Annotated in this window: 22 protein-coding genes; 18 read left to right on the top strand and 4 right to left on the bottom strand. The window is 43.1% G+C overall.

All coding sequences use genetic code 11. From position 1 onward, the window contains the following. Positions 1-241: 241 nt before the first annotated feature. Complete coding sequence (locus L4C32_RS16430) at positions 242-1,516, top strand: O-acetylhomoserine aminocarboxypropyltransferase/cysteine synthase family protein (protein WP_428197978.1); 1,275 nt, start codon at positions 242-244, stop codon at positions 1,514-1,516. Between the two features lie 103 nt (positions 1,517-1,619). Then, on the top strand, positions 1,620-1,958 hold the full coding sequence (locus L4C32_RS16425; protein WP_428197977.1) for a YggL 50S ribosome-binding family protein: 339 nt from the start codon (positions 1,620-1,622) through the stop codon (positions 1,956-1,958). Between the two features lie 65 nt (positions 1,959-2,023). Here the strand turns inward: L4C32_RS16425 and L4C32_RS16420 are convergent, their stop codons facing one another. Further along, positions 2,024-2,905, bottom strand: a complete 882-nt coding sequence (locus L4C32_RS16420) for an AEC family transporter (RefSeq protein WP_428197976.1) — start codon at positions 2,903-2,905, stop codon at positions 2,024-2,026. Between the two features lie 609 nt (positions 2,906-3,514). On the opposite strand from L4C32_RS16420, the gene L4C32_RS16415 reads away from it, so the two are divergent. From L4C32_RS16415 to L4C32_RS16400, 4 genes are all read left to right on the top strand, one after another. Continuing rightward, positions 3,515-4,477 carry a TAXI family TRAP transporter solute-binding subunit gene (locus L4C32_RS16415; protein ID WP_428197975.1) on the top strand — a complete coding sequence of 321 codons (963 nt, stop codon included), beginning with the start codon at positions 3,515-3,517 and terminating at the stop codon, positions 4,475-4,477. A 160-nt stretch (positions 4,478-4,637) separates the two neighbouring features. Next, complete coding sequence (locus L4C32_RS16410; protein ID WP_428197974.1) at positions 4,638-7,460, top strand: TRAP transporter permease; 2,823 nt, start codon at positions 4,638-4,640, stop codon at positions 7,458-7,460. Between the two features lie 13 nt (positions 7,461-7,473). Beyond that, positions 7,474-7,929, top strand: a complete 456-nt coding sequence (locus L4C32_RS16405) for a universal stress protein (protein ID WP_428197973.1) — start codon at positions 7,474-7,476, stop codon at positions 7,927-7,929. Between the two features lie 148 nt (positions 7,930-8,077). Continuing rightward, positions 8,078-8,932 carry a DMT family transporter gene (locus tag L4C32_RS16400; RefSeq protein WP_428197980.1) on the top strand — a complete coding sequence of 285 codons (855 nt, stop codon included), beginning with the start codon at positions 8,078-8,080 and terminating at the stop codon, positions 8,930-8,932. A gap of 34 nt (positions 8,933-8,966) precedes the next feature. Here L4C32_RS16400 and L4C32_RS16395 read toward each other — a convergent pair whose 3' ends face one another. Both L4C32_RS16395 and L4C32_RS16390 read right to left on the bottom strand, forming a co-directional pair. Then, complete coding sequence (locus tag L4C32_RS16395) at positions 8,967-10,235, bottom strand: cystathionine gamma-synthase family protein (RefSeq protein WP_428197972.1); 1,269 nt, start codon at positions 10,233-10,235, stop codon at positions 8,967-8,969. Positions 10,236-10,327: 92 nt separating this feature from the next. Beyond that, entirely contained in the window at positions 10,328-12,352 is a 2,025-nt protein-coding gene (locus L4C32_RS16390) for an outer membrane beta-barrel protein (protein ID WP_428197971.1), read from the bottom strand. 140 nt (positions 12,353-12,492) lie between these two features. On the opposite strand from L4C32_RS16390, the gene L4C32_RS16385 reads away from it, so the two are divergent. From L4C32_RS16385 to L4C32_RS16330, 12 genes are all read left to right on the top strand, one after another. Continuing rightward, entirely contained in the window at positions 12,493-13,092 is a 600-nt protein-coding gene (locus tag L4C32_RS16385) for an LON peptidase substrate-binding domain-containing protein (protein ID WP_428197970.1), read from the top strand. A gap of 71 nt (positions 13,093-13,163) precedes the next feature. After that, positions 13,164-13,781: a sigma-70 family RNA polymerase sigma factor gene (locus tag L4C32_RS16380; protein WP_428197969.1), complete on the top strand. Its 618-nt coding sequence runs from the start codon at positions 13,164-13,166 to the stop codon at positions 13,779-13,781. Beyond that, the gene (locus tag L4C32_RS16375; RefSeq protein ID WP_428197968.1) at positions 13,774-14,436 is read left to right on the top strand and encodes a ChrR family anti-sigma-E factor; all 663 of its coding nucleotides are present in this window, start codon (positions 13,774-13,776) and stop codon (positions 14,434-14,436) included. Before L4C32_RS16380 ends, L4C32_RS16375 begins: the two co-directional genes overlap by 8 nt. 56 nt (positions 14,437-14,492) lie before the next feature. Continuing rightward, the gene (locus tag L4C32_RS16370) at positions 14,493-15,428 is read left to right on the top strand and encodes a YbgA family protein (protein ID WP_428197979.1); all 936 of its coding nucleotides are present in this window, start codon (positions 14,493-14,495) and stop codon (positions 15,426-15,428) included. 42 nt (positions 15,429-15,470) lie between these two features. Next, entirely contained in the window at positions 15,471-15,935 is a 465-nt protein-coding gene (locus L4C32_RS16365; RefSeq protein WP_428197967.1) for a nuclear transport factor 2 family protein, read from the top strand. Further along, positions 15,932-16,651 (top strand): SDR family NAD(P)-dependent oxidoreductase, encoded by a 720-nt coding sequence (locus L4C32_RS16360; protein WP_428197966.1) that lies wholly within the window; start codon positions 15,932-15,934, stop codon positions 16,649-16,651. The genes L4C32_RS16365 and L4C32_RS16360 overlap by 4 nt, the downstream gene beginning before the upstream one ends. A gap of 26 nt (positions 16,652-16,677) precedes the next feature. After that, positions 16,678-17,976 carry an NAD(P)/FAD-dependent oxidoreductase gene (locus L4C32_RS16355; RefSeq protein ID WP_428197965.1) on the top strand — a complete coding sequence of 433 codons (1,299 nt, stop codon included), beginning with the start codon at positions 16,678-16,680 and terminating at the stop codon, positions 17,974-17,976. Then, complete coding sequence (locus L4C32_RS16350; RefSeq protein ID WP_428197964.1) at positions 17,969-18,790, top strand: DUF1365 domain-containing protein; 822 nt, start codon at positions 17,969-17,971, stop codon at positions 18,788-18,790. The genes L4C32_RS16355 and L4C32_RS16350 overlap by 8 nt, the downstream gene beginning before the upstream one ends. Positions 18,791-18,814: 24 nt before the next feature. Beyond that, the gene (locus tag L4C32_RS16345) at positions 18,815-20,089 is read left to right on the top strand and encodes a class I SAM-dependent methyltransferase (RefSeq protein ID WP_428197963.1); all 1,275 of its coding nucleotides are present in this window, start codon (positions 18,815-18,817) and stop codon (positions 20,087-20,089) included. Beyond that, a complete protein-coding gene (locus tag L4C32_RS16340) occupies positions 20,067-20,579 on the top strand; it encodes a DUF2878 domain-containing protein (RefSeq protein ID WP_428197962.1) in 513 nt (170 codons plus the stop codon). The genes L4C32_RS16345 and L4C32_RS16340 overlap by 23 nt, the downstream gene beginning before the upstream one ends. Before the next feature lie 9 nt (positions 20,580-20,588). Next, positions 20,589-21,116 carry a chalcone isomerase family protein gene (locus tag L4C32_RS16335; RefSeq protein WP_428197961.1) on the top strand — a complete coding sequence of 176 codons (528 nt, stop codon included), beginning with the start codon at positions 20,589-20,591 and terminating at the stop codon, positions 21,114-21,116. A gap of 9 nt (positions 21,117-21,125) precedes the next feature. Beyond that, complete coding sequence (locus L4C32_RS16330; RefSeq protein ID WP_428197960.1) at positions 21,126-21,692, top strand: DUF3833 domain-containing protein; 567 nt, start codon at positions 21,126-21,128, stop codon at positions 21,690-21,692. 702 nt (positions 21,693-22,394) lie between these two features. On the opposite strand, the gene L4C32_RS16325 is transcribed toward L4C32_RS16330, so the two are convergent. Continuing rightward, positions 22,395-23,366, bottom strand: a complete 972-nt coding sequence (locus L4C32_RS16325; RefSeq protein WP_428197959.1) for a transposase — start codon at positions 23,364-23,366, stop codon at positions 22,395-22,397. Positions 23,367-23,637: the final 271 nt, after the last annotated feature.

The raw sequence follows: 23,637 nt of genomic DNA, 5'->3' as shown, positions 1-23,637 counted from the left end.
GTGTAGAGGGGTATTAATGAATCATTATTTACCCTGGGTGAATTTTGTTTCACTCTTTGTTGCATAAATACTTGATATATCTATCACTATTAAAAATGCAAATAAAGTGGCAATGTATTTATATTCTTATGTGTTATGTTAAAGCCTCTACTTATTACTGCTTGTCTCGATACAACAATGCTGCGTCTAACCAGATTGTAAATTCAGTAATTCCTCTTAATACACAGAATCAGGGTAAATTATGAAACTTGAATCATTAGCTTTACACCATGGATATGAATCTGAAGCGACTACAAAAGCAGCGGCTGTTCCTATCTATCAAACTACCTCTTATACATTCGATGACACGCAACATGGTGCAGATCTTTTTGATCTGAAAGTGCCTGGTAATATTTATACTCGAATCATGAACCCAACGACTGCGGTATTAGAGGAACGTATTGCTGCAATGGAAGGGGGCATTGCAGCACTTGCGGTGGCGTCTGGCATGTCTGCAATTACTTATGCCATTCAATGTATCTGTGAGGTGGGTTCTAATATTGTGAGCACCAGCCAATTGTATGGTGGTACTTATAATTTATTTGCTCATGCGTTCCCAAAACAGGGCATTGATGTGCGTATGGTCTCTCACGATGATTATGAAGGGTTTGAAAAAGCCATTGATGAGAATACCAAAGCGATCTTTTGTGAATCCATCGGCAACCCTGCAGGTAATGTGGTTGATATCGAAAAGCTCGCGAAAATTGCTCACGCGGCGGGTCTTCCACTGATTGTGGATAGTACCGTGACTTCTCCTTTCTTATGTCGTCCGTTTGAACACGGTGCCGATATTGTTGTGCACTCTTTGACTAAGTACATTGGTGGTCACGGTACCTCGATTGGCGGTATTATCGTCGATTCAGGTAAGTTTGATTGGGCAGCCAATAAAGAGCGTTTTGCTATCTTAAATGAGCCGGATCCGTCATACCACGGTGTCGTGTATACCGAGGCATTAGGTGCAGCAGCGTATATTGGACGTTGTCGTGTAGCTCCGCTGCGTAATACGGGTGCGGCAATATCACCTCAAAACTCATTTAATATTCTTCAAGGATTAGAAACATTAGGCCTGCGTATGGAGCGACACTGTGAAAATGCCGAGAAGTTAGCGGCTTACCTGAATGCGCATGAGAAAGTGAATTGGGTGAATTATGCTGCACTGCCTGACAGCCCTTATCATGATGTGTGCCAAAAAATTACTGGCGGTAAGGCCTCAGGAATATTGAGTTTTGGTATTAAAGGTGGTTTGAAAGCAGGCGGTGAGTTTATTGATGCTCTACAGATGATTCTTCGTCTGGTTAATATTGGAGACGCAAAATCATTGGCTTGTCACCCTGCATCAACCACACATCGTCAGTTAAATGAAAAAGAGTTAGCTGCCGCGGGTGTGAGTGTTGACCTGATCCGTATCTCGGTAGGTATCGAGAATATTGATGATATTATCGCCGATGTGAGCCAGGCACTTGAGAGCGTTAAATAGGAATCACCATTAATATATTTGAGCACTTTTGCCATGCAATTGATATGATAGCGCCAAGCAGGCTTTATTGCAGAGTGACTGCGCTTAAATAGAAGGTAATTTCATGAAAAACAATCAAGAAAAAAGAAATCGTCGCTTACGTAAAAAGCTCTTTTTAGAAGAGTTTGCGGTTTTAGGTTTTGAACTGAATTGCAAAATTGATAATGCATTCTCTGAAGGCTTTGATCTCTTTCTTGATAACTTCGTCGAGTTTATTGAATCAAGAAACTTGGTAACTGGTGCAGGCGCAAGTGAAACAACATTCAGCGCATTTGTCTGTGCGGATGGCCGTTATGACTCAGCAACTACTGATGATATCAAAGCGGTAGAGCAGTGGTTAACCGCTCAAGATTTCTGTAAGGAAGTGAGTGTTGGCGAATTAGTTGACGCAAACTACAGTTAGTTATTGTTTCAACGATATCAATAAGGGCAGCCATCGGCTGCCCTTTTTTATGCCTGAAGACACTCTTAAATTGCCAATGCAATCCACAATAGGATAGGCAGAGTAATTACCGCGAAGAAGTTACCAAACAGAACCATGGAAGCGACAGTAGACGGTTCAACATTGTATTTTTCCGCAAATAAATAGTTCATTACCGCCGGGGGCAACATGGTAAACAACACCATCATCTGCATTTGCAGGTGGGGTAAGGGGATAAAGAAGTAAATAATGGCAAAGGTTATCGCACCACTGCTTAAGCTAAACAGAGTGGTTAATATTCCAATGCGCAGGCCTGAAAGCCGCAGGTTGACCATTTGAGATCCCAGCGATAACAGCATGACTGGAACTGCGGCCTGGCCAAGCAGACTCGTCGCTTCATATAGGGGAGTCCATACTGGAATATCGAAAAAACTAAAGGCTAAAGCGGAAAATGTAGCAATAAATAGCGGCGTTTTAAATAACTGCTTCATCGACAGTGACCCTTTGTCACTGAGTAGTGCCATACCTAAACTGGTATGTAGCGTGGCCGAGACGACAAACAGCAATACTGCTGAGCTGATCGCTGAATCACCAAAGGTATACGCGAACAGAGGGATCGCAAGGTTACCACTGTTACGAAACATCTGAGGTGGTGCCCAAGCTTTAAAGGTGATCTTGCTAAACTTACACACGGGATACATGAGGATCCCAGGCAGGACTACGGCAGTGATTGCAGCGAACAGCATAGAGAGCTGGGAAACATCGGGTTTCATGGTGGTTAGCGAGGAGAAGATAAGTGCTGGCACGAACACATCAATATTGATGCGGTTTATTGGTTTAAAGTCGGGGTTGAATACCCGGCAGATGACATATCCTACAAACGCGATAGCAAATACAGGAAAGAGGATCCCAATAACTTTTTCTAACACCTTGCTTCCTGCATCTTAGTAAGTAGAGACTCTGTTATAGCACTTAAACTCTGTTTTTTGCCACCATTTTATTGAACGTAAAGCGCTTTTATTTTTTGATAGGGCTACCGTTTCCTATTTTCCTTTCTGATGAAAATTCATTCAAAATTTTGTTCGATTTATCGGCACTTTTAGTCAGGGCTGACACTATCATTAAGGGTGATATGTACGGTTTTTTAGTGAAATTAATAAGTTGAAAGTACGTAACAGTATAGTGACTTGAAACTCGTCATTTCGTAACAAAGTTGAACATGCTGCGTGGGGAAAATGTGTTTTATGAAACAAATCACTTTTCAATATGCAAGTGCGCGATTAAAAGTACGGTATTTGAGACACGAAACCAACAAAAAGTGCTAGTATTACTAGTGGTTATCGGATATAACCGCACTGCAAATATGCATTACCGCTTAACCAAATTGAAACATTTACTTGGTTGTTTGACCACTGGTAGAGGTTCCAAGCTAACAATACATTCCACTGAACATTACTTTGTTAAATAGAATAAATATCTAATTAGCCGTTGTTAAGCATGCGTTTTGTTGATTAAAAATATAAATATAAGGGATTGATATGTTAAAGAAAATTGCAATTTCAACCATTGCTGTTGCGGGGATGATGGCAACTCAAGCTATGGCTGATACTAAGCACGTCGTTATTGGTACTGGTGGACAAACTGGTGTTTATTATCAAGTAGGTGGTGCAATTTGCCGTCTAGTTAATAAAGGCACAGCGGATCACGAAATCAACTGTACTCATAAAACGGGTGGTTCTGTTACTAACATCAATGGTATTCGCTCTGGCGATGTCGATATGGGTGTTGCACAGTCTGATTGGCAGTACCACGGTTACAACGGTACCGCACCGAAGAAATTCCCAGATGGAGCATTTACAGAGCTTCGTGCAGTTTTCTCTGTACACGCCGAACCATTCACTGTTGTTGCACGTGCTGATTCAGGCATTAAAACGTTTGAAGATCTAAAAGGCAAAAAAGTGAACGTGGGTAACCCGGGTTCAGGTCAACGTGGCACCATGGAAGTAATCATGGAGAAGATGGGCTGGACAATGGATGATTTCGCTGTTGCTTCTGAACTGAAATCTTCTGAGCAGGCTGCTGCACTTTGTGATGGTAAAGTTGATGCAATCATCTTTACTGCAGGCCACCCAAATGGCTCAATCAAAGAAGCAACGACTTCTTGTGATGCTCGTTTGATTCCAGTAGACAACGATGTTGCTAAGAAACTAGCAAGCGACAATGATTACTACGCGATGACAACGATTCCTGCTGGCATGTACAAAGGAACTGATACTGATATCGCTACGTTCGGTGTTGGTGCGACTTTTGTAAGCTCAACAGCAGCAAGTGACGAAGTGATCTACCAGATGGTTAAGTCTGTATTTGAAAACTTCAAACGCTTCAAGAAAATGCACCCAGCATTTGCTCACCTTGAAGAGAAAAACATGATTGTAGACAACCTGTCTGCACCTTTGCATGACGGCGCAGTTCGTTACTACAAAGAGAAAGGCTGGATGTAATCCACCGATAGAATGTTGGGCGGGGGTGATTTCACTCCCGCTCAACTGTTTCTGGCATACCACGTTATTTTAACCATTCTTATAAAATCTAGAATTAGAAAAGAGTGTTGAAAATAGCGTTAGATGTTTTTATAGATGCAGTAAGAAGGGAAATTTAGGTATGACTCAAAACAATACCAATGAATCAGTAATGAGTGACGAAGATCTGCAAGATCTGGTCGCATCAACTGATACAGGTGGACGAAACCCATCCAACGAACAAGTCGTAAAATTAATGGCTTGGATCGCATTGGCATGGTCCATTTTTCAAGTATGGATAGCTTCACCATTTCCATTCGCACTTGGCTGGGGTATTTTTTCCAGTGGTGATGCTCGTTCAATTCATTTGGCTTTCGCTCTATTTTTAGCTTTTCTTGCTTATCCCGCTTTTAAGAGTTCACCGAGGCGTAGTATTCCTCTGGTTGATTGGGGTTTAGCCGGGGTCGGTGCCTTATGTGCACTCTATCCGTTTATTGCTGACAGTGCTTTGGCGGAGTCAATTTTTGGAATCAGACTCTCTAATCGTCCGAGTAACCCGAACCAGTTTGATATTTTTGTCTCTGTGATCGGTATTCTCATGCTGCTTGAGGCGACACGACGTGCGTTAGGTCCACCTCTAATGACCATCGCTATCATCTTCTTGTGTTACACCTTTTTTGGCCCTTATGCGCCAGAGTTGATTGCGTGGAAAGGGTCGACGTTTGGCGGCACTATGGATCACCAGTGGCTCTTCTCTGAAGGGGTATTTGGAATCGCTTTAGGGGTGTCGACGGATCTGGTATTCCTTTTTGTACTGTTCGGTGCACTGCTTGATAGAGCGGGTGCTGGTAACTACTTTATTAAAGTGGCCTTCTCTTTGATGGGGCACTTCCGTGGTGGTCCTGCAAAAGCGGCGGTTGTGGCTTCTGGTATGACTGGCCTTATTTCAGGGTCATCAATTGCTAACGTGGTAACGACGGGTACTTTTACCATTCCAATGATGAAACGAGTGGGTTTCAGTGCTGAAAAAGCAGGTGCGGTTGAAGTGGCCTCATCGGTGAATGGTCAAATCATGCCACCAGTTATGGGCGCAGCGGCTTTCTTGATGGTGGAATACGTTAATATTCCCTATTTTGAAGTGGTAAAACACGCTTTCTTACCGGCAATTATCTCGTACATTGCTCTGGTTTACATCGTGCACCTTGAGGCGATGAAACTGAACATGCAAGGCTTATCACGAGAAGGCGCGCAGAAGTCTTTTAAGTGGGTACTTGTATCATGGGCAATGACACTGCTACCAATGATTGCGTTGTGTGGTGGGCTCTATTACCTCTCAGAAGCATATCAAATTTTGCAAACCGTTGAGGCACGTTTAGCGGCGGTTATTGCGGTTATTGCGGTACAGTTTGGTATTTTTAATACTTTCAAAAAACGAGCCACCAAAGAGACTTACGCTAAGAACATCTCCGTGGGGGCCATGGTACTGGGCAATCTAATTGTCGGCGCATTTGGTCTATTCTTTGCGATTGATATTTTAGAGTCTCTAGTCAGTGAAGCGGTACTGCCTTGGGTTATCTCACTATTCTTGTTAGTCGCTTATATCATCCTCGCTCGTTACAGTTCTGGCTATCCTGATTTAGTGATGGACGATCCAAACTCACCGGTACTAAGCTTGCCTGAAGTTGGGCCAACCGTGAAATCGGGTCTGCACTTCTTACTGCCTGTTGTGCTGTTGATCTGGTGTTTGATGATCGAACGTAAATCTCCAGGTTTGTCGGCGTTTTATGCCGCGGCATTGATGATCTTTATTCTTCTGACTCAGCGTTATGTGTTTGCCTATTTCCGTAAAGAGGGAACTATGGGCAAGCTGAGACAGGGTGTTGATGAGCTGATTGAAGGCATGATTGCTGGTGCTCGCAACATGATTGGTATTGGTATCGCTACTGCAGCAGCTGGCATTATTGTTGGCGCCGTATCGCAAACCGGTGTCGGGCTGAAACTGGCCGCATTGGTTGAATTCCTATCAATGGGTCACATTATTCTAATCCTATTGTGGACTGCGATTCTGAGCTTGATCTTAGGTATGGGCTTACCAACAACAGCAAACTACATCGTGGTATCTTCACTGTTGGCCCCGGTGATTGTGAGTCTAGGTCAGCAAAATGGGTTGATTGTACCTCTGATTGCAGTGCACATGTTTGTGTTCTATTTTGGTATTATGGCGGATGTAACGCCTCCGGTGGGGCTTGCCTCATTTGCCGCGGCGGCGGTGTCGGGTGGTGATCCAATTCGTACCGGTTTTGTCGCGTTCTTCTATTCGCTTCGTACGGCACTACTGCCATTCCTGTTTATCTTTAATACAGATCTACTCTTGATGGATGTCACCTTCTTAGAGGGGATCATTGTCTTCTTTGTGGCTACCGCGGCGATGTTGATATTTACCGCTGGTACACAAGGTTACTTTATGACTAAATCTAAGCTTTGGGAGTCTGCGGGACTTATCTTAGTCGCGTTTACTCTGTTTAGACCGGGTTTTTGGTTGGACTACGTGGTGCCACCTTATGATGAGCGTCCAGGATCAGAGTTAACTCAAATAATGGGTGATGCGCAGATTAATGAAGAGCTGCGAATCTTAGTGGATGGACAAAATGACGTTGGTGACCCTGTTACGCTAACCATGATCATCAAGGTGGCTGAGGGTGAAACGGGCGCAGAGCGTATCGAAAACTATGGTTTAGAGCTGTTGCAAAATGATAAGGGAGAAACCTTTGTCGATGGTATTGGCTTTGACAGTGCTGCTGAGAAAGCAGGATTTGATTATGACCAAGTGATAGTGGATGTTGGGGTTCCTATGGACCGCCCACCGCGTCAGCTTTTCTATATTCCAGCTTTGATGTTGTTAGGATTTATTGTTGTTTGGCAACGTCGTCGCCATACCAAAGAGACTCAAACCGCGAATGCGTGAGGGAGTGGTAAACATGTTTGAACATATATTATTGACCGTTGATTTAGAACACGAAGCAAGCTGGAAGAAGTCGTTACCCAGTGCGATAGAGAGTGCGAAGGCTTTTAATGCAACGTTGCACATTATGACTGTTGTACCTGATTTCGGTGGCACGTTGGTGAGTTCTTTTTTCCCGAAAGATCACAAGAAGCAGATGATAGAAGCAACAAACAATGGATTGCACGCTTTTGTCAAAGAACGTGTACCTAAAGAGATTAAGGTCCAGCACATTGTTGCTTATGGCACTGCTTATGAAGAGATCTTGCACGTTGCGCAGCAGATAGATGCTGATCTGATCATAATGGGTGAACGTGCCAAGAAAAAACGTACCAAACGAAAACATGTGGAAGATTACATGATCGGTCACAATGCCTCTCGTGTTGTACGTTATGCAAAATGTTCCGTATTAGTGGTGCGTGATAAAGAGTAGCGCTCTTTATTCACCGCATTTAGAGATTGAAAAAGTCGTAATGCCTTGAGCTGCACGACTTTTTTATTATCTACATCCTGTTACCCTACGGTAAGCTTTTATCAATAATCGAGAATAAGAAGTGTCAAAATCTATTCACCAACCTGTTATGGGCGCTAGCTGGATGCTCACGGCAGGTTTGGCATTTGCAATTGTAAATAGCCTTGCTCAGTACGCCAGTATGAACTTTGGATTAGCCTCTACCACTGTAGCATTGCTTCAATATGGTATCGCATTGGTTGTCATTTTACCTTATCTGCGTACTTTAGGTATTCGTAACTCATTACGAACCAACCAGTTAGGTAAACATGTACTGCGTGTTTTTCTCTCTGTCATTGGTATTCAACTATGGTTATGGGCATTGGCTTATCCGGTCCCTATTTGGCAGGGCATCGCTCTATTAATGACTTCTCCGTTATTTGCAACGATAGGGTCAGGTCTGTTTCTGAAAGAGAAAGTCGGTGTGGCCAGGTGGGGCGCGACGTTAATGGGTTTCACAGGTGCAATGATCATTCTAGAGCCATGGGGTGATGCTTTTAATTGGGCGACTCTACTGCCAGTAGGGGCTGCCTTTTTTTGGGCCTGTTACTCATTGATGGTGAAGCAGATGTCTAGTGATGATTCCCCGTCTACCATGCTGGTCTACCTACTTCTATTGATTACCCCTTTTAATATTATATTGGCTTTACCGGACTGGCAGTTGCCGACAGCGGGCATTAGTTGGATGGTATTGATTGCCGCTGGAGTGTTTACAGCATTGGCACAGTGGGCAATAGTGAAAGCCTATTCTGTCGCTGATGCTTCGTTTGTACAGCCATTTGATCACGCCAAATTGCCATTGAATGTGTTAGCTGGTTGGATGGTCTTTGGTTGGGTTCCACCAGGAAGACTTTGGTTAGGTGCTGCCATTATTATTGCGTCTGTTGTGTTTATTACGCAGTGGGAAAGAAAAGCAGGAAAGTAGAGTCTATTTTCCTGCTTGGAAATGACGTTACCGACTATGCGAGTGCTTGTTGCAGGTCGGCAATTAAATCGTCAGGGTCTTCAATACCTACTGAGATTCTGACCAAGCCATCAGTGATACCGATCTCTTCACGACGCGCTTTGGGTACGCCAGAGTGAGTCATCGCTGCAGGGTGCTGAGCCAAACTTTCAGTGCCGCCTAAGCTGACTGCCAGTTTAACCAGTTTCAAGCTATCAAGGACTTTAAAGGCTGCTTGTTGGCCACCCACGACTTCAAAGGAGAAGGTCGATCCCGCACCGCTGCACTGCTTTTTGTAGATGTGGTATTGAGGATCAGCGTCTGACAGTAATCCTGGGTAGTCAATACGGCTTATTTTCTGGTGCGTAGCCAAAAAATCGACCACTTTTTCGGCGCCAGAGGTTGACGCTTGCATGCGGATTTTTAGCGTCTCTAGAGAGCGTAAAATCAACCACGCGGTATTCGAATCCATGGTGGTACCAATGCCATTACGAACCTTACGAATTCTGCTAATCAGTGCCTTGCTGCCTGAACAGCTGCCACCAATCAGATCCGAGTGGCCACCCACGTATTTGGTCAATGAGTAGAGACATAGGTCAGCGCCATGCTTGAGCGGTTGCTGCCACAGTGGACCTAACATGGTGTTATCTACAGCCAAAACCGGTTTGTGTGTTGATACCATGGCATCGATAAGTTCACGGCAACGCGAAAGATCGATCAAATTATTGGTTGGGTTATCTGGGGTTTCAACCAAGACTACCGACACATTCCCTAGCTGTTGTGCTTGTTTCAGTGCAGCTTCAAGCGCTTCACTGCCTTGACTCGACATAAATCCAACGGCTTGAATACCAAGTTGTTTTAAAATGCCATTGATCAGACTGTCACTACCGCCATAGATTGGCTCAGAGTAGACAATGACATCGCCTGGTTTGGACAGCGCCAGTAATACCGTAGAGATGGCTGACATGCCACTGCCTGTGACTAAACAATCTTCAGCTTGATCCCAGACAGCAATACGGTTTTCAGCGATCTCAATGGTTGGATTATTAAACCTTGAATAGACCAAACCCGCTTGCTCACCCGCTTCAAGGGGACGCCTGCCTGATACCACATCAAAAAAATCTTTACCTTGGGCAGCAGAGTCAAAAACAAAAGTGGACGTTTGAAAGTTAGGACACTTAATCGAGCCTTCCGAAAGCTTAGGATCGTAACCGTAACCCATCATCATGGACTCCGGTTTAAGTGGGTGTTTACCTATAGTGCTTTTTTTATAATGGTCTGACATCATCTCTCCTTGTTGAATGTCCTTTTGCCGATAATATACAGTAAACCGATGAACAGACGAAGGCTCTATAGGAGGTTTTTATTAAATTTGGTTCATATTTCTTTGGTGTTAATGGCGAAACGCAGTGAGATAGATAGCATATTTGTTTGTTCTCCAGAGAAACTCACTTGGTCCCAATGAACAGCGGTACTCCATTGGGTAGTCCAGTGATATTCAATACCTGCCCCAAATAGCCACTCAGTATCTGAATGTTTAATACGGTATTGTAATGTTGTTTGTTCGCCATGCCAGTGGATAGCACCGATGCGCCCAAAGAGAGACCAGTCAGGAGTCAGGAAATAGACAGGGCGAAGTGCGGCCGCAATACCATGTCCGGAGAGTGGGAGGGCTTGAACGAAATCTTGCTGATAGTCGCTTCCTAAATTGGAGGCACTACCGGAGATATTACCAAAATCTAGGTAACCGGTTTCGACATAGAGGTTCTGGTGCAGCTTCCAATCTACCCATAGGCTGTATCCAGAACGGCTGGTATTTAATGTTGTCACTGAAGGTGGATAGCCTTTAGCTTGCAACGACTGGTTTATATCTGCTGTTGTTGATTCTGAGTGTACTCTGCCTACGCCAACACTGAAATGTGCGGGTATCCAGGCACTTTCTGATGACTGTACCTTTTGAATATTCAGAAAAAAAAAGACACTCAGTAACAACAGACTTAACAGGCTAATACCAGACCCAGAACTGACAATGATGGCCTCATCGTAGTTGATATTGATGGTTACCTTCACTGTTGCGTTTGCGAGTCCATCAAAGACCTGAACCAGTAATGAGTAAGGTTCACTTCGTGACGCTGGATTGACCGGCAGGGTGATAAAACGTAACTCCGCTGAGTTGGTATCGATAGTGAAAAGGGCACTGTCATTATTGGGGTCAGTAATAATGGAGTAGCTAAGGGGATCCCCATCAACATCTTCTGCAGTAATAAATCCGACGCTATAGGTGTCAACCTCTACAGATATCCGCTTTGAACCTTCAAATAGTTGCACTGCTGGGCGCCCAAAATTGGTGAGGTCATAATAGACAACGTAAGGGATAAGACTATCGGTAATTGCGAGAGAGAGGTAGTAAGCGTTGGAATTACTAAACCCTGCCGAACCTAATGTACTCCATGCTCCATTGAGAAATTGCATGGCATGAACCCGGTTACTCATACTTGCGTCTTGAAAAGCAACAATTGGGATTCCGTTGTTATTGATAGCCATAGAGATATAGTTGGCATCACTGGGGCTAAACCCCTCTGTGCCTACTGTTTGCCATACGGTACCATTAAATTGCATTACGCTGAGCTTGCGAGTTTGAGGCTCATCTCGATACGCGACATAAAAGGTATCGTCGCTGCTTTTGGCTAACACAGTAAAATTCGCCGCTCCAGTTGTAAAGCCGGCACTTCCAACCGTAGACCATGATCCTGCTGAAAACTTCATCACAGTTGCTTTGGAGCCTTGGTTATCATCCCTAAAAACGACATAGGGTGTATCGTCATTATGAAGCACCAAAGAGGGGTAGTAGGAGTAAGTCACTGATGCGGCCACACCGCCAAGCAGATTCCAATTGCTGCCATCAAACGCCATCACTTTAGTTTTATAGCTGTCATTATTATCGGTAAAAGCTACATAAGGTTGACTGCTGCTGCTCGTGGCTATAGAGACATAGCTTGAGGTATCCCCCGAAAATCCGACACTACCTACCTGTTGCCAACTGGTGCCATTGAATGATTTGACACTGATCTTATAACTATCACTTTTGTCAATATATGCAATGAACAGGCTACCATTGGCGGCCATGCTGAGATCCAGATTATCTATTTCACCAGCAGAGATACCAGCGATACCCACTAGTTGCCATGTGCCATCTTCTAATGTCATTACAGACGCTTTTCCTGCTGAGGTGGTGTCTTTAAAGGCAATATATGGGGTGTTATTATCCAAGGTGATGCGCGAGAAAAGCCCGGTAGAGGTGGTGAAATTACTTTGACCTGCAACCATCCAGGCGTTGCTGTTGAGATCAATGAAGTAGGGTATTTGATTACTGACAGCACTAGACGAATACAGAAGTACCACGTAAAAAACTATCTGGGCTATTGAATATAAGCACTTTTTCCTCATCTTTTGAGTATAGATATAAATATAAATAATTGGATGTGATCGAATTACTCAGATCAAACGTATAGATTTGTATGATGAGCTAAAAGGCAATAATTATGAAACGGATGTTGTTTCCTCTGCCTCTTTTTTTGTTACCTAACGGTTTGACAAGACTACGAATTATTGAGCCCAAACATTTAAAAATGGTAACGCAAAGTGTTGGACATATTGGTTTTGTTATTGTTTATGTGGAGAACAATAATCTAAGCGATAATTATGAGTGGGGGGTATTAGTAAAAATTGTTGATTTTCATTGGGCTAACGATGGATTTTTGATGCTGGATGTGAAAGCTGATTCATTGGTGACGATCGATGCTGTTTTTGAACAACAGGATAATTTGCAATGCGCAGACATCAGTTATAAACCAGTGTGGGAGTCATTCGAGTATTCACTTTTACATCATAGCGAAATGTATGAGCTCACCAGGTTACTTTTTGATTTTTATAATAAAAATAGTAATTATGGTGAATTGTATAACATTCGGGAGTCCCTAAGGAACATTAACGAAGAGAGACGTGATCAATCAGAAAAATGGTTGTGCTATAGGTGGTTGGAACTATTGCCTATTAATATTCAAGTAAAAAGATCGCTGGTTGGTAAGAGAGGCTATCGGCAGAGTATTGATTTGTTGCGTACACTCATATTAGAAAAGTAATTGTGATCCATTATGTTGTTTGCATCGTATAAGTAGAAATAAGAAGCAAAAATGAATAGGAGGAGAAGGTAATGATGACAGAAAGCAGGGAGCCCTCCTCGACAAATCCGCCAGTGAGTGAGATTGATGAGAATGAACAGACTCAATGCACGGCTTGGTTAATTGCAATCTCAGAAGATCGAGATAAAGAGGCATTTAAACAAGTCTTCCTTCACTTCTCACCTAAGATACAACGGGTTGCAGAGCAAAAGTTAGGTTGCCCCTCTAAAGCGATGGAAGTGGTTCAAGAGACCATGAGTAATGTATGGCGAAAATCTCATCTCTATTCAGTCAGCAAAGGTGCTGCTTCAACGTGGATTTATACCATCATGAGAAACGTCATTTTTGATGCCTTACGTAAGGTAAAAAGAAACCAAGAGTTACCATTGAGTGAGGATATCTGGCCCGTTGAAAATCAACATGATATTGATGGTAACGACTTCCAAGATCATCTGCAAAATAGGCAGATGCAGCAGTTGGTGAATGCGTTACCGACTAAGCAAAAAGAGGTGATTACCTCGCTCTATTTTCATGAAATGACGCAACTGCAGTTATCACAACACCTAAATGTGCCAATTGGCACCGTTAAGTCGAGGTTACGGTTAGCGCTTGCCAAATTGCAGCAGCAAATAGGAGGGGAAAATGACTAAACATCATCCGACAAAAATGCTCTTAGAGAGCTATGTTGCTGGAGAATTACCTGCCTCATTAAGTGCCGCTATCTCGATTCATCAAGAGATGTGCTTAAGCTGTAGTGAGCAGATTTATTTACTAACACAGCAACAAGCGGAACATACCTTTTCCAGCGAACATGATGCCATGAGGCAAGAAACACTATTGCCCGATTTTTCTGAAATGATCGAAGCCATTGTTTCTGATGATGGGATTGAAGAAACCACGAGCCTAGACTTAAAAGTGTTGGAAATAAAAGGAAAACCATTCACTCTGCCACGAGCGTTGACTCATATGGACCTTGGCCGCTGGGTCAACGTAGGAAAAATTTCTCGCGCAAAACTGGATCTGAATGAGGGAGAGAGGCATAGCCATCTTCTTTATATAGAGCCGAATGGCGTTATCCCAAAACATACCCACAAAGGGATTGAAGTAACCCTGCTATTAGAGGGGAGCTTTAGTGATGAGATGGGGGAATATCATGCGGGTGACTTTATTGTGCTTGATGGAAACCATCATCATCAGCCAATGACGAATACTGGCTGTTTATGTTTAACCGTGGTTGATGATGCCCTTCATTTTACAGAAGGCGTGAGTAAGCTACTTAATCCCATCGGTAGTTTTATCTATTAATGCGTCGCACAGGGTAGGAGAATTTTATGTCAGAGCAATTGCAGAATTCACATAAAATGGACAAAGTGAAAGTGGGTATTAGCGCCTGTTTATTAGGCCATAAAGTACGCTTTGATGGCGGTCATAAGCGCTCTCACTTTTGTGCTGAAGCGTTAGCTGAATATGTTGAGTATCAAACTTTCTGCCCAGAAGTTGCCGTTGGCTTGCCGGTTCCAAGACCGACGATCAGGCAAATCGATAGAGGGGGCATTATTCATGTCAGTACACCAGATGGCAGCAGTGATGTCACGACGTTATTGAATGAGTATGGTGAACAGGTGGCGAGCAGTATTGATTCTCTTTCGGCGTTTATTTTTACAGCTAAAAGCCCCAGTTGCGGAATGGAAAGAGTGAAGGTATGGCAGCATGATGGCAAAGGGTCGAAATCAGATGGGATAGGGCTATTTGCAGCTAAGATCATGACGCTCTGCCCAAATCTGCCGTGTGAAGAGAGTGGCAGACTGAACGATCCCGTGATTCGCGAAAATTTTATACTAAGAATGTACGCTTATCATAAGTGGCAATCATTGCTAAGTGGTGGCATGACAAAACACAAATTGGTCCAGTTTCATAGCCAGTATAAATACACCCTAATGAGCCATCAGTTGGTGAGTTATCGCCAGTTAGGTCGATTAGTGGCAAGCGCTGAAAAAGATATTGATCAGCTGGCGCAACAGTACATCAAGCTTTTTATGCAAACCTTAAAGATAAAAAGTAATCGTAAAACGCACACAACCACACTGCAGCATGTACAAGGGTATTTTTCTCGTTATTTAGAGAGCTACGAGCGAGTAGAGTTAACTAAACAAGTGCACGCGTATCGATTAGGGATTGTCCCTCTATTGGTTCCGCTCACGTTGTTGAGACACTATCTATTGAAATACCCCAACCCCTATTTGTCACAGCAAACCTATTTTCATCCCTACCCGGAAGCGCTTAGATTATTAGGTTGATATGAGGTTGTTATCGTTCTTGGATAGAGTGAGGGATTAACCATGGAAAATCGTGAATTACACCGATGCACAGCCGAAAAACCAGACTGGTTAGTACGCTTTATCGATACATACCAAGGGCTATCTATAAACAATTTAGACTCACTGGATATGGTGTATCACCAAGATATCTTCTTTCAAGACCCGTTGCATCATGTTCAAGGCTATCAGGCACTTCAGCACTACTTTAGCCAACTTTATACCAATTTATCTGCCTGTGAGTTTATCGTGAAGCATACGATTTGTCATGACAATGAAGCCGCTATCTACTGGACCATGAGATTTTGTCATCGACAATTAAAGGGTGGACAGGAGATTGAGGTCAGTGGACATTCACTATTAAAAGAGTGTGAACAGAGAGTCGTTTATCATCGGGACTATTTAGATGTGGGTGAGATGCTTTATGAGCACCTTCCCGTTGTCGGATCGCTGATTCGCTATGTGAAAAAACAGGCGGCAACATCATGAAACGAGTATTAATTACTGGAGCATCTTCTGGCATTGGTCATGCATTGGCCCTCTCCTACGATTCACTGGGTTATGAAGTATGGGCCTGTGGACGAAACGTAGCCAGATTAGAGGCGTTGATTGCAAAAGGTAATCATATTCAGTCGCTACAGTTTGATATCAATGATAATCAGCAAATAGCTAGGATAGCAAACGACTTTGATGGCTCATTGGATCTCCTCATTTTGAATGCCGGTAATTGCGAATACATCGATAATGCTAGGCAGTTTGATGGTGAATTGTTTGAAAGGGTAGTGAGAACAAATCTGATTTCAGTAGGGTACCTGCTTCAAGCTTGGCTGCCGAAAATGAAACATGGCAGTCAGTTGGCATTGATAGGGTCGAGTGTCACTTTACTCCCTTTACCAAGAGCGCAAGCATACGGTGCCTCTAAAGCTGGGCTTGCATACCTTGCTGACACATTGTCCCTCGACTTAAAAGAGGATGATATTCGCGTCTCTTTGGTCTCTCCTGGGTTTGTCGAGAGCCCGTTAACCGATAAAAATGATTTCTCTATGCCAATGATCATTTCGGTAAAAGAGGCGGCAAAACAGATTGTGTCTGGTTTACAGGCGGGGCAACGTCATATCCAATTTCCTAAACGCTTTATTTGGGTGTTAAAGCTGGTGTCTTGGCTCCCTTTTTCACTGCTAAAAAGAATGGTTTCATCTGCGTAGTTAACGCTGTCAATAAGGATTTTATTATGAAAAACATCGCCATTATTGGTTCGGGTATTTCAGGGTTAACCAGCGCTTTTCTGTTAAGCAAAAAACATAACATAACGCTGTTTGAAAAAAACTCTACCTTAGGAGGGCATACTGCAACAGTTGATATTGAATACCAAGGTGAGCAGCATGCCATTGACACCGGTTTTATTGTCTTTAATGACCGAACTTATCCTAACTTTTTAGCCTTATTGGAACACATTGGTGTGGACAAAAAAGAGACAGAGATGAGCTTCAGTGTGGTGAATAGGGATAGTGGTATGGAGTATAACGGACATACATTGAACACCCTGTTTTCACAACGTAAAAACGTATTTAGCTTCTCGTTCTGGCATTTGATTACTGACATCGTCCGTTTTAATCGTGTATGCAAAAAACTATACAGTGAGGATGATATCGATCTCTCATTAACCCTAGGGGACTTTTTAGACAAGCAGGATTTTTCAGAATTCTTCGCTCAGCACTACATTTTACCTATGGGTGCGGCCATCTGGTCCACTAGTTTGTTACAGATGAAAGCGTTTCAATTACGATTTTTTATCCGCTTCTTCCACCATCATGGGCTCCTGAATGTTATTGACCGTCCGCAGTGGTATGTGATTCCAGAGGGCTCAAGAAGTTATATAGAGCCTTTAATAAAGAGTTTTAAACAGAGTATTGAACTGAACAGTCACATTGATTCTGTTATCAGAGAAAGAAACGGTGCCACTATCAGATTTACGGATCAATCCGAGCGCCATTTTGATGAGGTGGTGTTTGCCTGCCACTCTGATCAAGCGCTTGCGCTACTTGCGGATCCAACGTTCACTGAACTTGAAGTGTTAGGGGCAATGAGATACTCAAATAATGAGGTGGTTCTACATGCTGATGAGCAACTGCTTCCGCGTTATAAACGCTCGTGGGCCAGCTGGAATTATCAGTTGACTGAGGATAGAACACGCCCAGCGAGTGTTACGTACAATATGAATATTCTACAGGGCATAGAGAGCAAGCATACTTTTTGTGTTTCTTTGAATCAAACCGAGTACATCGAGCCTTCAAAAGTGATCCGGCATTTTACCTATGCGCACCCGATATTTGATCAACAAAGCCAAGCGGCACAACGTCGTCGTGATGAAATTTGCGGAAAACATCATACCCATTATGTTGGTGCTTACTGGTATAACGGTTTTCATGAAGACGGGGTGAAAAGTGCAGTGGATGTCGGGAGTCGCTTTGATTGTCAATTAGAGAGTGAATCCAACATTGTGAAGCCATTGAGCTTGTGTAATGAATAGTTTTAATAGTGCTATTTTTGAAGGAAGGGTGCGACACAGACGTTTCACACCAAGATCTCACGCATTTAGTTATCAACTTTACATGTTGGCACTAGACCTTGATGAAATCGATCAACTTACTGAAATAAAAGGAATTTTCGGTAAACAATTTTATAACCTGCTGCGTTTTAATGAAAAAGATTATCTTAAAAGTGAACCAGGAAACCTTAAGCAACGTATAACTCATAAAGTACAACAGTTAGGTGGCCGCTGGGGGGATGATCCTCAACAAGAGCGGGTAATCATGTTAGTCCAATGTCGATGTGTAGGGCTCTATTTCAGTCCAATAAATTGTTATTTTTGTTACGACGTGTTGGGGCAGTGTCAATACATGCTGGCAGAAGTGAGTAACACGCCCTGGAACGAACGGCACTACTACTTGATTGATATGAAGGATCAAAAGCCGAGTGATAAAGCATTTCATGTATCGCCATTCATGCCGATTGATATGACATATCACTGGAGAATTAGAGCACCAAGCTTAGCAAAGCGGACCAATGAGCAATTGACCAATAGACTTTTGGTTCACATTGAAAACCATCAAGAGGTAAGCGTTTCACAAAGTCACGCTATAGAAGGCAGTCATGTTAAAGGCAGCAATAAAGTGTTTGATGCGACGCTGGCTCTTGAGGCGACCCACTTTACGCAACGTAATCTGTTGAAAACGTGGTTAAGTATTCCCCTGATGACGGTAAAAATCGTCGCGGGTATTTATTGGCAGGCCGCAAAACTGTTTATGAAAAAGGTCCCCTTTATTGGTCATCCCAATCGTTAAAACCAGAGAAGAATCGAGGTTGATATGGAACAAGTTAATGGCAATGTAATCACAACAGGCGACATTAAATTGATGAGTTGGTATGACAACATGTGCCGTAAGATGGTGTTTAAACACTTTAGTGATATGAGCAATGCCTGTATTGAGGTGATTGAAGGAGCCACCACCCATCAATTTGGCGATGTACACAGTCCCTTGATAGGACAGGTTGTGATTCATGATGTGCGAGTCTACCGAGATTTTGTGAAAGGGGGCAGTATTGGCGCGGCAGAGAGCTATATCGCACATCGTTGGAGTAGCCCAAATTTAACGGCATTGATTCGGGTTTTCGCAAAAAATCAACAGGCTATGGATGAGCTTGAAGGAAAAGCAACCTGGCTAACTAAACTCAAATATCGCTGGACACACTACCGTCATAACAACAGCGAACAGGGCTCAAAAAGAAATATATTAGCCCACTATGATCTTGGTAATTCACTCTATAAAACTTTTTTAGACCAAGAGATGATGTATTCATGTGCCTTGTATGACCAACAATCGACCACCATCGAAAGTGCACAGCTAAATAAATTAAAGGTGGTCTGTGAAAAGCTAGAGCTGCAACCCAGTGATCACCTGCTTGAGATTGGTACTGGATGGGGAGGCTTGGCCATCTATGCCGCAACAAACTACGGTTGCAAAGTGACGACCACCACGATATCTGACGAGCAGTATGAATATGCCAAACATCGAATCACCGAGTTAGGTCTAGATAAGCAGATTACGTTATTGAAAAAGGATTATCGTCAGCTAACAGGACAGTATGACAAGTTGGTCTCTATAGAGATGATTGAAGCGGTGGGTGATGAGTATTTCTCTACCTTTTTCACACAATGTAATCGACGATTAAAAGCCGATGGAAAGTTATTGATTCAATCAATTACCATCGCTGACCAACGCTATGAACAGTATAAAAATAGCGTCGATTTTATTCAAAAATATATTTTTCCCGGCGGCTGCTTACCCTCTATTGAAGTGTTAAGTCGGCACATAAGTTGTGACACTGACATGATGATTGAACAGATTGATGAGATGGGATTGCACTACGCTCGAACGTTGTCTGAATGGCAACAACGCTTTCAAGCCGCATGGCCGGAATTGGAACCGCTTGGTTATGATATGCAATTTAAGCGTTTGTGGCAGTATTACCTCAGTTACTGTGAAGGCGCATTTTTAGAGCGAGTGATCAGCACGCATCATATTGTGGCTAGAAAACCGCAGTACCTAGGTCGAGATGATGAAAAAGTTTTGGATTATTAATCTCGTAATATTTCAGTCGGCTTGGTTTATCGCCGCACTGTTACAGCAGCAATCAGTGCCCATTTTACTGGTGCTACTCGTGATGAATTTTGTGCTTAGTCCAACGCGGACTGCTGATTTTCGATTGCTGCTTTGGGTGCCTCTGGGTTGGGTGCTCGATTACACACTGATTCAGTCTACTCTGTTTCTTTCGAGTAGTGGTTCTCCGGGTATCCCCGTCTGGTTAATGTGTTTTTGGTGTCTGTTTATTGTCTCTTTGAACCACTCTATGGATTGGCTGAGTCGACTGCCCCGTATTCCAATCAGTATCTTTGGGGCGATGTTTGCTGGTATCAGTTATCTATCGGCCATCAAATTTGGGGCTTTGCAAACGGATCACAGCTTGATATTGGTTTTTACAGTGATATTTAGCTGTTGGTGTTGTCTTTTTCCTCTGTTGTTGCATGTGAAGGTGAAGGTTCAAGTCGCGACAATCAGTAACGATCATTAGGAGAGTAGGATGAAAAATCTCACGGTTATCATGCTGTGCTGTTGGTTAGCGCTGCCACTATCTGCCTTATCTACGACATTAAATGGCCCTTTATCAACGCTGAAAAAATCGGGGCAAGGTACGATGAACTTTATGTTTTGGTCCGTGTATAAAGCTGAATTATATGGGCCTGACGTACTGTATCTTCCCAATCGTTACCCTAAAGCCCTTAATATTACCTACTATCAAAATATTACGAGTGAAGCATTAATCGATGCGACCTATGAGCAGTGGATGCATCTGAAGTATGACGAGAAGATCATTACCTCATGGTTAAAAACATTGAGACTGATATGGCCTGATATTAAAAAAGACGAGCAGATATTGCTGGTGGTTAATGGTGAAGGAATGAGTCACTTCTATCATCAAGGAGAACCCATCGGCCAGATAAATGACCAAAGATTTGGTGATGCATTTCTCTCGATATGGCTATCGGAATCAACCAGTAGACCCAAGCTGCGTAAAAAGCTGATGGGTTTTATCAAAAGTGATGAGTAAGGGGTACTTATGCTAAGTAAAAAATGGGCTACTCTGTTTCTTACGGTCGTTTTGTCTCTGTTGATGTCATGCACAGCCAATATTAAGGAGTATCAACACACTGCTCCAGCGTTTCATCTAGATGAATTCTTTAGTGGTAAGCTAATGGCCTATGCGATAGTTTTAGATCGGCATGGCAATCTACAGCGACGTTTTGTGGCTGATATCTCCGCAAATTGGCAAGACGGCGTTGGTATTGTCGATGAGTGGTTTACCTATGATGACGGTGAAATGATGACTCGGCAATGGCGTTTGGTAAAAGCGGGTGACGGAACCTACTACGGCACAGCAGGTGATGTGGTTGGCCGGGCTGAAGGTGAAGAAAGTGGCGCGGCCTTTTATTGGAAATACCCTCTGTTGATTACTATCGACAATACAGAGTATGAGGTGATGTTAGACGATTGGATGTTTCTTATCGTTGAAAAAAGGTTGATCAATAAAACGGAGATAAGCAAATTTGGATTTAAAGTGGGTGAAGTCATCATTTTTATTGAGAAAGTAGAACCCACCCAAATACCAGTGGAAAAGAGCCTGTAAATAAATCAGAGTAATTGATTTTGTTTGCTCTCAAAAACCTCACGCCATTCTGACTGTTTCGCATATTACAAACGGCAACTCATGTATCGCTACACAACTAGATAATCATCTGATTTTAGGTGATTCTTCATTGTGAGTCCCTGTCAAATTTTAATGCCTTATAAGTGTAATGTGAAAACTGGCTAGATATAGTGGCATTAACAATGGATGGACTCAGTGAGAGTTCGGTGTGTAATCAATGAAAACGTTGAAGTTGTAATATTGATGTGGTGTTGAAGGGACAGACGCCCGATAAAAAAGTAAAACTCACAGCGAAGCGCAAACCCAACCTATAACACCTAGCTATTTTTTATGTTTTCGGTGGTTTTTTTGCTTCCTAAAAGTATCGAAATAGCGTGTGTTTTACGCAAAAGTCTCCTGTTATTGGTTTTCAGGCGAGTTGAGCGTATTGCGAAGTGTCGTTATGCAGCGGTGGTGATTTTAATCCCGGTGGTTCGTTTTCGGTTCTAAACACTAAAGGGACAGACACCCTATAAAAAGTAGAAATCACAGCGAAGAGCAAGCCCAACCGATAACGGACTGTCCATTTTTTATGTTTTCGGTGGGGTTTGCTTGCTAAAAGCATCGAAATAGCGAGTGTTTTACGCAAAAGTCGTTTGTTTTTGGTTTTCAGGTGAGTATATCGTGTGTTGCGAAGTGTCGTTAAGCGGCGGTGGTGATTTTAAGCCCGGTGGTTCGTTTTCGTTTCAATTTATGAATGGCGTGAGAGTAGGATTTTACCTCTCCCACGATACTGGCTCGGTTTTGCTCAAGTGTCGTGCAGAGTTTTAGCCACTCTTTTTGTTCAAGGTTCAATTGTTGTAAAACGGGTGGGGCTGAGGCATCAATTACTCCTCGCTTGTTGGGTCTAATCTGTTTGCCACTCCAATCAACCAACTCAAGGTAATCATCTAACCGAAAGGGGATGCCTTTAATCATCTCGTTAGTTGGGTTTCCAATAAAAGGGTGCAAGCAAGGTGGTGTAAGTTGATTGGTCTTGAGCGCGGCAAGCCTCTCTTTGACTGAGGTGTAATCAGAGGTTTCTAAAGAGGTCGCCATGGTGGCTCGAATAGGGTTTAAATCGACATACGCCATGGCCGTTAGCAGTGCTTTTTCATCCAGCAGAGCCTGGCTTTTGAATCGTCCCTCCCAGAAATGCCCAGTGCAGCCATCTTCCTCATTGGCTTGACGCGCAATAGTTTGATTGAGAATTTTCATGAACCAGCTGATGCTCGCTAATCGTTCACGCCACTCTGCAATGATGTGCTGGCACACTTCAATTGTCGCGGTACAAGTGTGTTGCTGTGACATATAGCGCTGTATCAAAACAGGCATTTCATGCAGCGCACACCAGCGCTCTACAATCTCTTCTTCAGACAAGTTTTTTGCTCCATCACCATCAATATTTAATACTAAATGGTAGTGGTTGTTCATGATGGCGTAGGCACAGATATCAATGCAAAAGACGGTACTGAGCTCTTTGAGCTTGTCTTCAATCCAGCCTCTACGGTGTTCAAAACTCTGTTGCGTGACGGCATCTACACCACACAAATAACTGCGCCTGACACATCGGGAGACAATGTGATAGTAGGGCGTGGCTTCAGAGCAGATAAGCTGACTTCTTGGAACGGTCATTTAATGTGAGTCCCTGTAAAATTTCAATATATTAGAAGTGTAATGTGAAAACTGCCTAGGTATAGAGGCATTAACAATGGATGCGAGTCAGTGAGAATTCGGGGTGTAATTAATGAAAACACTAAAGTTGTAATATTGATGTAGGTTCTTAGGGCGTCTGTCCCTGAAGGATCCTCCCTGAAGGATCCCCACAAAATTAAATCCTAAGCTCTTGAGCCACTTTAATTTTTTGGTAGAACATTTTTACTGTTATTCGCCAAGATAACATTGT

It is taken from the genome of Aliivibrio kagoshimensis (assembly GCF_050337105.1).
In the GTDB taxonomy this organism is placed as follows: Bacteria; Pseudomonadota; Gammaproteobacteria; order Enterobacterales; family Vibrionaceae; genus Aliivibrio_A; species Aliivibrio_A kagoshimensis.
This window is presented reverse-complemented; position numbering and strand designations above follow the sequence as displayed.

Coding starts and splice junctions, on each gene's coding strand:
- L4C32_RS16430 (WP_428197978.1), top strand. CDS start 242: ATGAAACTTGAATCATTAGCTTTACACCATGGATATGAATCTGAAGCG.
- L4C32_RS16425 (WP_428197977.1), top strand. CDS start 1,620: ATGAAAAACAATCAAGAAAAAAGAAATCGTCGCTTACGTAAAAAGCTC.
- L4C32_RS16415 (WP_428197975.1), top strand. CDS start 3,515: ATGTTAAAGAAAATTGCAATTTCAACCATTGCTGTTGCGGGGATGATG.
- L4C32_RS16410 (WP_428197974.1), top strand. CDS start 4,638: ATGACTCAAAACAATACCAATGAATCAGTAATGAGTGACGAAGATCTG.
- L4C32_RS16405 (WP_428197973.1), top strand. CDS start 7,474: ATGTTTGAACATATATTATTGACCGTTGATTTAGAACACGAAGCAAGC.
- L4C32_RS16400 (WP_428197980.1), top strand. CDS start 8,078: ATGGGCGCTAGCTGGATGCTCACGGCAGGTTTGGCATTTGCAATTGTA.
- L4C32_RS16395 (WP_428197972.1), bottom strand. CDS start 10,235: ATGTCAGACCATTATAAAAAAAGCACTATAGGTAAACACCCACTTAAA.
- L4C32_RS16385 (WP_428197970.1), top strand. CDS start 12,493: ATGAAACGGATGTTGTTTCCTCTGCCTCTTTTTTTGTTACCTAACGGT.
- L4C32_RS16380 (WP_428197969.1), top strand. CDS start 13,164: ATGATGACAGAAAGCAGGGAGCCCTCCTCGACAAATCCGCCAGTGAGT.
- L4C32_RS16375 (WP_428197968.1), top strand. CDS start 13,774: ATGACTAAACATCATCCGACAAAAATGCTCTTAGAGAGCTATGTTGCT.
- L4C32_RS16370 (WP_428197979.1), top strand. CDS start 14,493: ATGGACAAAGTGAAAGTGGGTATTAGCGCCTGTTTATTAGGCCATAAA.
- L4C32_RS16365 (WP_428197967.1), top strand. CDS start 15,471: ATGGAAAATCGTGAATTACACCGATGCACAGCCGAAAAACCAGACTGG.
- L4C32_RS16360 (WP_428197966.1), top strand. CDS start 15,932: ATGAAACGAGTATTAATTACTGGAGCATCTTCTGGCATTGGTCATGCA.
- L4C32_RS16355 (WP_428197965.1), top strand. CDS start 16,678: ATGAAAAACATCGCCATTATTGGTTCGGGTATTTCAGGGTTAACCAGC.
- L4C32_RS16350 (WP_428197964.1), top strand. CDS start 17,969: ATGAATAGTTTTAATAGTGCTATTTTTGAAGGAAGGGTGCGACACAGA.
- L4C32_RS16345 (WP_428197963.1), top strand. CDS start 18,815: ATGGAACAAGTTAATGGCAATGTAATCACAACAGGCGACATTAAATTG.
- L4C32_RS16340 (WP_428197962.1), top strand. CDS start 20,067: ATGAAAAAGTTTTGGATTATTAATCTCGTAATATTTCAGTCGGCTTGG.
- L4C32_RS16335 (WP_428197961.1), top strand. CDS start 20,589: ATGAAAAATCTCACGGTTATCATGCTGTGCTGTTGGTTAGCGCTGCCA.
- L4C32_RS16330 (WP_428197960.1), top strand. CDS start 21,126: ATGCTAAGTAAAAAATGGGCTACTCTGTTTCTTACGGTCGTTTTGTCT.
- L4C32_RS16325 (WP_428197959.1), bottom strand. CDS start 23,366: ATGACCGTTCCAAGAAGTCAGCTTATCTGCTCTGAAGCCACGCCCTAC.